The organism is Chlorogloea sp. CCALA 695 (genome assembly GCF_003003885.1).
GTDB lineage: Bacteria > Cyanobacteriota > Cyanobacteriia > Cyanobacteriales > Chroococcidiopsidaceae > Aliterella.
Genome location: NZ_PVWN01000024.1, coordinates 23918 through 35620 on the forward strand (window position 1 = coordinate 23918; position 11703 = coordinate 35620).

The following is an 11703-nucleotide window of genomic DNA, read 5'->3' on the forward strand; positions in this document are numbered from 1 at the left end:
AGTTTGACTTATCGCAAATAGAGTTACTGTGAGAAACATTGTATAAGACGTAATGGATTTTGAAGGAGTTAGCTTGAAGGTATTTGAACAGACTGTATATACGCTTGCGGTTTCCTGCATCTTTTGGATGAGAAGGAGTTGGAGCGACTACAAGTAAGTCTCTAGAATGAACCATTTTAATAACATTAATAAGGGGTTTAAAAATTTAAACTTGACAAAGCTTGGACTTTTGCCAACTTAACTTGAATCTGTTGACGTATATCCTCCCGCTTGGCAATTATACCTGCTAAAAAATCAGCTAGAGCGCCAGGTTGAAAGGCTTTCTCTGGCGCAATAGTCATTCCTTGCAGGGCGAAGTGATTAAACAAACCTTCAAACTTGCCTTGGTAAGTAACACCCGCTACAGGCACTCCTTGACCCAGGCAAGCGATCGCTAAATGCATCCTACCAGTAAAAACCAAGTTTAAATCGGCACACATAAACTTAATTTCTGCGGCGCTACAGGGGGTTGGAACCTTCATGCAGTAAGAATTCATAGGTATTGGTAATCTTTCTAAAATAGCGGATGCCAGCGATACATCACTTTCTTTCCCGCGAAAGTCATGAGGAATCATGAGAAAGCTAATTGTTGGATGGCTAGAGAAAAGCTCGACTAAGGCATCTGCGTAAAGTCGAATTAAGTCATCGAATCCAAATTGGGGCAGACTTTTTAAATGCAATGAATTAGCGTTGACTCCAACGACCATTCGTCCTAATTCTTGCTGTTGGCGAACCCATTTAGATACACCTGTAGCTAGTTCTGAATCTTCTTGAGCAGGCTCTAACAGAAATGCAACATCAGCTACTAAGTCAACACGACGTTGAAGATGGTGCGTTAGTCGCTGGTGAGAGACAGGATCGCGGCTGCAAAGTCTTACGCTTGCGGGTAGATTGGCAAGCGCCTGAACAGAATTTGGTGTCGGCTGTTCGTTAAAGCTGAAGCCGAGAATAGTTGCACTAGCCCCGGTTTTAGCTGCCAGTGCCACAAGTTCGATGAAACGGAGCGTTCTACTATCTGAGTAAAAACCATCCATGACATCAGCCCCAATGCAATAAAAGCGATCGTAGCGACTGACCATCTGCACAAAGCGAAACCGATCTTTCCAGGAGTGATAGGCAAAATGACCCCGCAGATTAATCGTCTCTGTAACGAGATCCAAATTCTCCCAGCGAACGTTGGATTTTAAATTGACTATACCTATGCGCTTAATACCTTGCTCGGCAAGACGTTTCATGCCTGCTGCTAGCATAGCTTCATCTCCCAGACTACCGGGATCGTCAGGTGGCAAAAATAGTGCTGATGCGGACTTATTGCCAGCTGTATTCTGCTTTAAAACTCTTAACGTATTAGCGTAAGTATTTAGTAATTGAGACAAGATTTGCTCTTTAATAATTGATTTTTGCATAACCCCAAATCTCAACTCTCCTTTAAAAAACATCTAACTCTTAAGCAATTAAGCGATTAAATGCTCTGAACACCTGATTCTACCAGTGGCAGCTTTAATTGTAATTAACTTACTTGACCTGATTCGTACTGCATTTGATGATACATCCACAGCTTGCCACGCTGTTCTAATAGCTCTTGATACTTGCCCTGTTCTACAATACATCCTTGTTCAAGCACTACCACTTTATCCGCTCGAATAATAGTGGATAGTCTATGAGCGATCGCAATTACTGTTCGACCTACAGCTAGCTTTTCTAACGATTCTTGGATCAACCGTTCTGACAGAGAATCTAGCGCACTCGTTGCCTCATCCAATATAAGAATTTCTGGATTGCGTAACAAAGCGCGGGCAATGGCAATCCGTTGGCGCTGACCTCCAGATAACCGCACCCCCCGATCGCCTAGTTGGGTTTCAAAACCATTCGGCATATCTAAAATAAATTCCAGCGCGTTAGCTAGTTGGGCTGCTTCTATAATTGCCGCTTCATCAGCATCCTCCGAACCGTAAGCAATATTATTTTTGACCGATGTATTGAAAATAAATGTATCCTGACTAACAATAGCCAGCTTTCGACGCAGTGATTTGATATTTAAATCCCGTAGATCCACTCCATCAATGAGAAGTTTACCTTTTACAGGCTCGTAGAATCGTGGAATTAAGTCTACTAAAGTTGTTTTGCCAGCACCAGAAGCTCCAACTAAAGCTGTCATTTCTCCTTGATTAATGGTTAGCGTGATATTGTGCAGTACCAAATTTTCAGCATCATAACCAAAATCTACAGCAACAAAATCAATTGCTTGCTTCAATCCATCAAAGTCAATGCGACCATTTTCTAAATAAGTTTTGTCATCAGTTCTAAGGATGCTCTTAATATTATCTAAAGAACCTTGAAAGCTATTAAGTCTCGACCAAGCTCCATTTATTTGCGATACCAACGGACCTAAACGCAATAACACAAATAAAAACGTTAGCAAAGATGCTATTTGTAGTCTGCCATTTTCTCCAGAAATTGTTACTGCTACTACAACTATGAGCAATAAAATTGTGGCAGACACTCCTTCAGTAAGAGGTTGAACTACCGAGCTAGCTGCTGCCGCTTTAGTATTAGCACTCTCGACCTGTTCGCAAGCTTGATAAAATTTTCTCCGCTCGAAATCTTCAGTTGCAAATGCTTGCACTGTGCGAATGCCACTAATAAATTCCATTGCCACAGAACTGAAATTACTACCAGCTTTGGATATTTCAAAGCTAACTTCCCGCACCCATTTCACTAAATTAGAAAGACTTGCTGTTAACAAACTAAATAGTAGTACAGATATAACAGTTAGCTGCCAAGACAGCCAAAACATTGCTGTTACGTACACTATTAATGTAAATCCCTTGGCAATAAAAGCAGCAGCTACGTTACAAGCTATTTTGATTTGGTAGACTTCATTATTAATGCTATAAAACAACTCGGCAGAACGTTTTTTGGCAAAGTAGCTTAAGCTTAGTTTCAGAAATTGTTTAAATAAACTTTTACGTAGTCCATCTCCTAAATGCAATTCGGATAGTTTGATATAGAGATTTCCTAAATAAACGAAGCTAGAACGCAACCAAACTGTTAAAAATACGAGCGTACCTATTCGGTATAGCCGACCAACAAAAGATGCATTTGTTCCCAAAAACCAAATATCAAACCAACTAATTCCTGTCTGTAAAGGTGGGGTATCAGGATTAGTAAAACTTCTCAGAAAAACTGAAATTAAACCAATTGTAAAACCTTCAAAAATTGCTGCAAGCAATGAAAATATTATAGCTAAGATAGCAATTTTACGAAAATTTTTAAACTCTCGCAAAATTAGGTAGTTATCTCGCCAGAAACTCGTAGCCTTCATTAGGTTGTAGAGCGGAATGGGGAGTTTGAGACGCATGCAGTTTTCCAGCAAAAGTTGTAATTTAATCAGCGCTAAATCTGAGACAGCTTTGAAGCGCGGCAGTGGATGCTAATTTTAACAGGATTTATTTTTTCACTTAGCTTCGCCAAAGGCGAATTCTGATTTATCTTTATTAACAAAAGCTGATTTTAATTTATAGAGACTAGCTTCAGTAAGCAAGCATCTACAGATGCGATCGCTATATCTTTCATATAACACTCGTTGATGCCAGTGAATGGGATACGGGAGCTTGTAACAAAACAGCCTATCTTAGGTACTCTAAAATGTCTAGTCTTTTAAAATTATCACAGCAATAACATCGATATTTCCATCACCGTAAATTTCCTGGCTCTCTACAGGTTATGTTGCAAAAATGGCAGGCTGAAATAATTTCCTTAGAAAAAATAATTCTGCCTGCTGCTGATGAATTCTAAATCCCCTTCTAGTAGCGGCAGTATCAGTCCGAAATCATCCTGCGTTGTGTACACTGGCTTAGTTATCCGCTTTCCGTTTCCAACAAGTAGCACGGCATTTTCGGGGAGAAGGATTCTTCCCGAAAGATGCCTAGAAATGGTGAACGAGAGGGGAATGGAAGTAGACTACATAACAATTCCCCATTGGGTACAAGAGTATAGTCTAGAATTAAATAAGCGCTTTATGGCGCATTTGCGTTCGTCGACAAATGACTCGTGGTGGGTAGACGAAACCTATATCGCGCGTTAAAAGCAAGCAGAAATATTTGTACCGAGCCGTTGATGAGCAGGGAAATACCCTAGGCTTTCTCTTGACAGCACAGGACGCTCTGGCAGCAAAACGCTTTTTCCCTAAGACTTTAAAAAGCTTTTATAATCAAACCCACAAGTTATTACTGTGGATAAGAATCCTGCTGAACTAAAAGCCATCAAGGAACTGATTGCTGCCAAAAAGTTACCCGAAATAGTGAAGTTGATGCAGATAAAATATCTCAATAATATTGTTGAGAAAGACCACCCTTGGCTAAAACGATAGTCATCCAGGAATGCATTTGGCTCATTCAACATGGCACAGCGAATCATTAGAGGGGATGAACTTATCAACCTGATATGGAAAGGATAGGTTTTAGGAGTTTCTAAGCAGCCGTCAAAGAGTGGATTTTCTGCATCAACCGACTCGTTGGAGTGGTTGCATAGAAACACGCCTGTAACAACGGTTTTTTATCTTTACAAAGTTTTTACAACACAACCCTTTTTACTAACTATGAAAAACTCAACTTAAAGGAGAAATCTGTAACTTTAGCGAAATAAACTTTTATACATCTCTATCAAAATACTGAAAAATTACTCAGAGAAGCTTGATTAGCAAATAATTTTAATGCTTGACTTTTAAACTCCTAAAGCTTAGTGTGAAAGCATAGAAAATTGTTTTCATTAAATTAAAAATCAACTATGAGAGACATTAAGCAAAGTTAATAATTAAGTATCAGGATTACTGTTTATGTTCTTACAGGCAGAGTCACAGGGGAGTAATATATCATTAGATTTAGTCGTTTATTGCTAACAGCAACAACAAATATGAACAATAAAGCTAGTCGTTTATTGCTAACAGCAACAACTCTCATTGCCTTTGAGAACTTTTATTTTATTCTTCCGCTCAAAGCCCATAATGTTGATGCTTGTATAGATGTCCTGCAAGAAGAAGCCCAGATAGTTGCTACTGGAACTAGCAAGCGCGAAATAAAACGGAAGCTTAAGGACGAGTACAAGGAACTTGAGAAAGAGTGCGATCATGGGCTTGAAGAGGCAGGATTAATTACACTTAAGCAAGTCAGAAAAGACAAAGCGATCGCAAATCTCGTCCTTAGTGGTCAAATTGCTCAAGACGATTTGAGTTCAACCAAAAAGAAATCAAAGCAAGATGATTTGGCAGAGCGCGAAGCTAGAATGCAGCGAATTCGGAAGGAAATCTGCGCTACCCCTGCTCCAGAGGAAGAATACGCTTGCCCAAAAAGCAAGCAAGAAACTTTAAATTCTCAGGCTCCCGCTTCTAAAGCTTTAGCCGGAAAATTAGCCCAATTAACTGACCCAATAGCAGCAGGAGAATGGCAAGATTCTTTGGATTGGCCGCTCGTTGCAGTTCATATGGCTGTCGGTCCCAATGGCAAGGTGTTAGCCTGGACACGCCCTAAGTTGTCTTTAGGCAATCCCCCACAATATACTTTGTGGAATCCGGATACACACACATTTACCAATTCACCGCCCTTTGGACAACCTGGCGCTTTACTAACTGACATTTTCTGTGCCGGTCACGATTTTGCTCCAAGTGGCAAATTATTGGTGGCTGGAGGACACTCAACCGGCACGGCTGGTGATGGCTCACGAGATATTAACGTTTATGATTTCATTACCAACACATGGAATTCATACCCCAATAAGATGAACTCAGGTCGCTGGTATCCTACCGTCACTTATAACGGGAGTGGAGAAGGAGTGATAGTTGGCGGAAGTATTACTGGGAGTACCTTGAACACAATTTCTCAAGTTTGGGAAGCTGGCGGCACTCAGAGTTTAAGAACTTTAAGTAGTGCGGTACTTGGCCTACCTGTCAACCCCTATGCTTGGAATTTTGTCGCTCCCAGTGGTAGAATTTTTAACTCTGGTCCCACTCAGACCACACGCGCCCTAGACACTACAGGAACTGGCAAATGGAGTACGATATCTAACAGTAAATTCGGTAACCGCTATTATGGATCGTCACTAATGTACGGCGATGGTAAGGTATTAATTGTCGGTGGCAGTCATGATAAGTATGGTCCACCTACTAAAACTTCTGAGGTTGTTGAACTGTTCACGTCTAGTAATTGGATACCTGTATTTCCTATGCAATTTGCGCGGCGACACCATAACGCTACACTTTTGCCGGATGAAAAAGTACTTGTAACAGGTGGTACTAGTTCGGGCAGTTTCAATAATACTACTGGCGCTGTACTTGCTGCGGAGATGTGGGACCCACAAACAACGCAGTGGACAACAGTTGCTAGTATGAAAAAGCGGCGAACCTACCACTCGACGGCAGTATTGTTGCCAGATGGGCGGGTAGTTTTAGCAGGTGGAGGTCTACCAATAGGAAGTGGTGCAGCAGACGATCCCCTTACCAAACAAGGTAACTACGATGCAGAAATCTACTCGCCGCCCTATCTATTTAAGGGTACGCGCCCTGTAATTACTTCTGCTCCCGCAAATGTCAGTTACAATCAAACATTTACTATACAGACACCAGATGCAGCAAGTATCTCCAAAGTAACGTGGATACGGCTCTCATCGACGACTCATCAGTTTAATGCAGGTCAGAGGATCAGCCGCTTAAACTTTACTCCTGCAGCAGGTGGCCTTTTCATTGAAACCCCGACAAAAATCAACTTGAATCCACCAGGCTATTATATGTTATTTATCTTAAATGGCGAAGGTGTACCCTCAGTAGCAAAAATTATCCAGATTACTTGAGTTAGCTTACCTGTATGGTGGTCGCCGAGATACGTGCAGAAGGGGACACGTTGTAAAGTTGTAGGTTGTGTTGTAAAAAAGGGTAGGGTAAAATAATGCCTGTACGAGAAAATCATTAGACCTCTTGCGTAAATCAGGAAGTGAGGGCAAGTTCAAAGTTAAGGATTGCTGCAATCAAGTTAAAGCGCAAGCCAAAGTGCTTACGACGGTTACGATAGCGCTCCGCTAAAATGCGGAAAATCTTTAGCCGTCGATTAACGTGTTCAGCCATCACCCGTAATTGAGCTAACAAACGGTTGTATTGACGCTCGAACTTATCAAGCTTTGCTTTACGGGTTTTTTTGTTAGGGTGCAACTGCTTGAATGGAGTTTGGCAATGCCTTGATATCCCTTGTCAGCTAAACATAACTGCGACGGTAACATTGGTAATCGAACTTGTTTGAGCAAGCGAAAATCATGTACTCGTCCTTTGTCAAAAGCAGTACAAATAATTTGTCCTGATATTCCTCTTCTGTCACTTTCCGATGATTATGAATAAAAGAATTGAAAGAAAAAACTCTGGAAGGTTAGCAGGGCTATTTTTTCTGACCCGCCTGACAGTTTAGCTGCTCCTGACTCCTACAATCTCTACACACTCTTTACACTTATCCTTACATATTTTGCACTACCGGAATTGGCAGCTATTGCTGGTATTCATTTACAAAGCGTGGGGAAAATCGAACGTGGGCTGACAGCAAAACTGAGTTCTTACAGTAAAAGTAGTTTAGCGAGTGCTTTGCAAGTTCCGGTGGAATATTTAGAGGCGGTCTGTCGTGGTACTCCGATTGTAATTCAACTCAAATTTTGTGCGCCGTGCTGGACTCCTGGAACGCCTCCAGATCCACTCTGGATGGAAGTGAGGGCTAAATAACTGCTTTCTGTGTGGTTCTGCGCTCCGAGATCGTTGTAGTCATTGTCAGGAAACGATTGCTTCTCTCAAGCATCGGTTCTGTCCTTTTTGTGGTGCTGCTTATAAGGCTGAATCTGATTTTCAAAGCTAGTCTAGACAACGCTTAGAGGTCTATCTTGCAGGTTTTTACACGTATCCTGTAGCAATTCCGGCTTCAGTCTCTTCCTATTCCCAACTAAGCTGTGACAATTAGTGGGAGGTTGTTCACAAATTTCTAACTTACTTCTTAGTCTTTAAACGACTATTCCACTTCAATGTTGCTTCATCCTCGGTTTTTGCTGCTGGACCTTGTGCGCCACACACGCAATAAACCACAAGTTCATAACAATCATTGCTGTCCTCAAATAGTGATTCAACGATTTCCATCTCTGAGTCACCACAAAATGGACAGGGTAAAAAGTAATCTTTAGCTTCTATTATTTTGCTGTTCACGCTACGGGTAATTCAAACTGACTAAGCAAGTATACAACGGAACAGAAAAAATTGATTGTTCTTCTTCCCTAAAAAATAAGCTTGAACAAACAGCGCACTCCCAAATAAATAATTTCGCGTTTTGAAGAGTGACTTCTATTTTAAAATCAGTGCCGACTATAACTGCTGCTTTGGTCTAATTTTCCCTGGCGAAACCCAATGGTAATGACTTTATTATAATTATGCCTTCTCATAGTTTTCCTAACTAACTACAAAACTACGATGATAAGAGGAGTCAATGCCTTGGGCAGACAGGTACTTCTGCTTCTTCTGCTCATCATGCCAGTCTCTGAGAACTTTGTATAACAATATTACAGTTTTTCAATTCTATTAATAAATGTTGCAGATACTTGATCCCGTTGCTAGGGTGTGTTTACCAAGTTACTTTTGTCAATGATTGTATTTAGGAGATATTCCTTTCATGCTCCGCTTCAATCTAGTTTTTTCCCAGCCTGACACTGGTTAGCAGTCCACTAATAATAATGAGCAAGGAGGTTTTAGTCATGGATATTCAAGGAAAGACAGCTTTAATTACTGGAGCCAGTCGTGGCATAGGAAAAGCGATCGCACTGGAATTAGCAGTTTCAGGAGTAAAACGCCTGTTATTGCTGGCACGGGATCAAGCTAAGTTAGCTGAAGTGGCAACTCTCGTTTGCGAGCTTGGCGTGGAAGTTGAGATTTTAGCTTTGGATTTGACAAAGCCTGTAGAAGTTAATACTGCGCTGGCACAAGCATGGCGAGATTATGGGCCAATTCATTTGCTTGTCAACTGTGCTGGAGTTGCACATCAAACTCCTTTCTTGCAATCTCAATTACCGCAAATGCAGGAAGAACTTGCCGTTAATTTAGTCGGGATGTACACTCTTACTCGTATAGTTGCCCGCCGTATGGCAAGACAAAGAGAAGGAAACATTGTTAACGTTTCTAGTCTAATGGGCAAGATTGCCGCGCCGACAATGGCTACTTATTCCGCCACTAAGTTTGCAATTTTAGGGTTTACCCAAGCTTTGCGTGGTGAATTAGCCGCACATAATATTCGGGTAACAGCTTTGTTACCATCTTTAACGGACACTGATATGGTGCGAGAATTAAAGTTATTTCGGTGGGTAGTACCGATGACTTCCAAACAAGTGGCAACTAGGCTAATTGCCGGATTGCGTAAAGACGAACCGGAAATTTTGGTGGGATGGCAAAGTCATCTAGCCGTATGGTTCAACCGTATTGCTCCCATGTTGGTGGAGAAAGTCTTACTAATGGCTGCGCCTTTATCTCAGGAAAGACAAAAGCGTTATCAAAGACTTAGATACGCTAGAAACACCTCACACTAAGCTTTTTGTTAAAGGGGGTCTAATTCAAAACTTCCTTTAATAATTCACCAAGATGATTCTGTTCTTGTTTGTACTGTTGGTATTGCTTGTCCTTATTCTCCCAATACTTATCTACAGTCTCACGCGCGATCGCTGCTTGCTCTAGCTCCACTCCCTGCTCGGTTAACAATCGCACTTTCACCCGCTTCCGCAAGTCTGAGACAATTTTGCCGTTAGTCTTTCGAGTCTGCGCCCAGTCTAGTATTGGCTCTGGGTATGGACTTTCGTTTAAATATGCTCCGTTGAGGATTTCTGACAAATTGTAGCCGCGCAGTTCTTCAACCCAGTGGTAAATAAACTTTAGATCGCCGTCTTTCTCCTCTAAATTTTTATTAGGATTGTAGATGCGGAAAGTATCTGACAAAGGATTTGTTACCCCTGCTTGCATCTGCCATTGCCAATTGTCTATTGCTAGATCACCATCGACTAAATACCTCATGTAATGCTCTGCGCCGTGATGCCAAGAAATGCCGCAGTTAATACATAAGAAAGTAGCGCACATCGCCCTCATTCTAAAGTTCATCCACCCCATTGTTTTGAGTTGTCGCATTGACGCATCAACCAAGGGGAAACCTGTTTGCCCTTCTTTCCAGGCAGTAAATAACTCCTGCTTTTCCTCATTTAATTCGGCTGGCGAATAATAATCATCAAACTCTGGATAACGGTTGATGTGTACTAATTCTGGGTGAAAATAAAGCCGTTGAGTAAAACTATCGTGCCAGCGCAGGCGATCGCGGAATGCTTTGAGAGAAAACTGAGCTTTGGGGTTATTTGCTAATTCGGCGGCTTTAGCTTTGGTACTTTGGTAGACTTGGCGAACAGAGACAGTACCGAAAGTTAAGTGAGGCGATAAGTGGGATGTAGCACCCTGTTGAGTCAGCCAAGGACGCGATATTTTCCAATGATACCCATGAAAGCGGGAATCAAGAAACGAGTTTAAGGTAGCGATCGCCTGTGTCTCGCCGCCACTAAAATAGCTATTCTCTGTTCTCTTGAAAAGGTTTTGGGAGGCTGCTGCCTCCCCAAAACTTTCCGCTTCCCAAAATTGGCTATACTTTTGCTTCAACTCGCTGAAGGTAAGCTGAGGAATGTCTTGCTGCTGGGGCGTATTAATGCGTTCTGCTGTTGGATGCAACGGTTGTCGTAAATAGGTGTAGCATTCCTCCATCCACTCATCGCGGCGGTTTTTATCAGTTTGCAAGAAGTTGTTTAGTCCTTGGTGGTAATCGAGATTGTGTTGGCGGTAAAAATCTATGATTTGGCAATCGCGCTCAATGCCATACTGCACCTGGACATCATGATTGAAAAACAGTTTAGGGCGATCGCCCTGTTTTAGTAATTGGCGTGTAAGCTCTTGAATTACACTAAGGCTATTACCTTCCAATAAATAGAGTTGACTTCCCCGCGCTTTAAGATTAGCATCCAAGTTTTCCAGAGACTCAAATAAGAATTTAACTCTGGCTTTGCCCACTTCTGCTTGCCCGTAGAACCAGGGATCGATGATGAAGCAAGGCAAAACCTCCGCGTTATCGGCGGTAGATAAAGCAACTATTTCGTTGTCACTCAAACGTAAATCTCGACGGAACCAGAGGATGTGCATTTACCACCTGTACTATTTTTGTACTACTATTCTAATTCTTTGCAGGCGATTGCCTACGGCACTGCTGGAAGCGATCGCATTTGAGGGGATTATTTCTGATTGGTACGCCAGTCTGCATCTACTGCTTCTAAGCAGGCTTGTAGTAGTTCAGAGTCAACTACTCGCGATCGCGCAATGCTACGAATATCTCGGTAAGCTTACTCAATGTCAAAGTAGCTGGATTTGTGTTCTTGAGTAATCCCTGAAAATCAGCAATCAGCTTGCCTGTAACAGTTCGATACCACTTTAGACACATTTGTGGACTATCTATTAATCCCTTCACAAAATCTTCACTTAGTTTCTTTATACTTGCATATAATTACAAGCTATTTATTATGAAAATCCCTTCCAGAAGCAAAACCTAAGTTACACATAACAGTTTTGAACTGTATCAG

The 11703-nt window shown here is 41.7% G+C and carries 13 protein-coding genes; 7 read left to right on the plus strand and 6 right to left on the minus strand.

Annotated features, from left to right (window positions below; all coding sequences use genetic code 11):
• Positions 1-197: 197 nt before the first annotated feature.
• Both C7B70_RS13825 and hepA read right to left on the minus strand, forming a co-directional pair.
• Complete coding sequence (locus C7B70_RS13825; RefSeq protein ID WP_158260496.1) at positions 198-1445, minus strand: polysaccharide pyruvyl transferase family protein; 1248 nt, start codon at positions 1443-1445, stop codon at positions 198-200.
• A gap of 104 nt (positions 1446-1549) precedes the next feature.
• Positions 1550-3400, minus strand: coding sequence for a heterocyst formation ABC transporter subunit HepA (hepA, locus tag C7B70_RS13830; RefSeq protein ID WP_106369620.1), 1851 nt, complete (start codon positions 3398-3400; stop codon positions 1550-1552).
• Positions 3401-3826: 426 nt separating this feature from the next.
• Here hepA and C7B70_RS25960 point away from each other — a divergent pair, with 426 nt between their 5' ends.
• The 4 genes from C7B70_RS25960 (at position 3827) to C7B70_RS13845 (ending at position 6882) form a co-directional block, all read left to right on the plus strand.
• The gene (locus tag C7B70_RS25960; RefSeq protein WP_146134053.1) at positions 3827-4126 is read left to right on the plus strand and encodes an IS6 family transposase; all 300 of its coding nucleotides are present in this window, start codon (positions 3827-3829) and stop codon (positions 4124-4126) included.
• Positions 4127-4142: 16 nt separating this feature from the next.
• On the plus strand, positions 4143-4298 hold the full coding sequence (locus C7B70_RS28760; RefSeq protein ID WP_158260497.1) for a hypothetical protein: 156 nt from the start codon (positions 4143-4145) through the stop codon (positions 4296-4298).
• Positions 4268-4411 (plus strand): DDE-type integrase/transposase/recombinase, encoded by a 144-nt coding sequence (locus tag C7B70_RS28370; RefSeq protein WP_106369622.1) that lies wholly within the window; start codon positions 4268-4270, stop codon positions 4409-4411. Before C7B70_RS28760 ends, C7B70_RS28370 begins: the two co-directional genes overlap by 31 nt.
• A 542-nt stretch (positions 4412-4953) precedes the next feature.
• Positions 4954-6882 carry a galactose oxidase-like domain-containing protein gene (locus C7B70_RS13845; protein ID WP_106369623.1) on the plus strand — a complete coding sequence of 643 codons (1929 nt, stop codon included), beginning with the start codon at positions 4954-4956 and terminating at the stop codon, positions 6880-6882.
• 133 nt (positions 6883-7015) lie between these two features.
• Here C7B70_RS13845 and C7B70_RS27030 read toward each other — a convergent pair whose 3' ends face one another.
• Complete coding sequence (locus C7B70_RS27030; RefSeq protein ID WP_199192262.1) at positions 7016-7237, minus strand: transposase family protein; 222 nt, start codon at positions 7235-7237, stop codon at positions 7016-7018.
• A gap of 318 nt (positions 7238-7555) precedes the next feature.
• Here C7B70_RS27030 and C7B70_RS27035 point away from each other — a divergent pair, with 318 nt between their 5' ends.
• The gene (locus tag C7B70_RS27035) at positions 7556-7792 is read left to right on the plus strand and encodes a hypothetical protein (protein ID WP_199192263.1); all 237 of its coding nucleotides are present in this window, start codon (positions 7556-7558) and stop codon (positions 7790-7792) included.
• Between the two features lie 7 nt (positions 7793-7799).
• Entirely contained in the window at positions 7800-7922 is a 123-nt protein-coding gene (locus C7B70_RS28765; protein WP_199192265.1) for a zinc ribbon domain-containing protein, read from the plus strand.
• A 128-nt stretch (positions 7923-8050) separates the two neighbouring features.
• Here C7B70_RS28765 and C7B70_RS13860 read toward each other — a convergent pair whose 3' ends face one another.
• Positions 8051-8263, minus strand: coding sequence for a Lar family restriction alleviation protein (locus C7B70_RS13860; protein ID WP_158260499.1), 213 nt, complete (start codon positions 8261-8263; stop codon positions 8051-8053).
• Positions 8264-8805: 542 nt separating this feature from the next.
• On the opposite strand from C7B70_RS13860, the gene C7B70_RS13865 reads away from it, so the two are divergent.
• Complete coding sequence (locus C7B70_RS13865) at positions 8806-9630, plus strand: SDR family oxidoreductase (RefSeq protein ID WP_106369625.1); 825 nt, start codon at positions 8806-8808, stop codon at positions 9628-9630.
• 19 nt (positions 9631-9649) lie between these two features.
• Here C7B70_RS13865 and C7B70_RS13870 read toward each other — a convergent pair whose 3' ends face one another.
• The gene (locus tag C7B70_RS13870) at positions 9650-11269 is read right to left on the minus strand and encodes an FAD-binding domain-containing protein (RefSeq protein ID WP_106369626.1); all 1620 of its coding nucleotides are present in this window, start codon (positions 11267-11269) and stop codon (positions 9650-9652) included.
• Between the two features lie 157 nt (positions 11270-11426).
• Positions 11427-11591, minus strand: coding sequence for a hypothetical protein (locus C7B70_RS26360; RefSeq protein WP_158260500.1), 165 nt, complete (start codon positions 11589-11591; stop codon positions 11427-11429).
• Positions 11592-11703 lie beyond the last annotated feature (112 nt).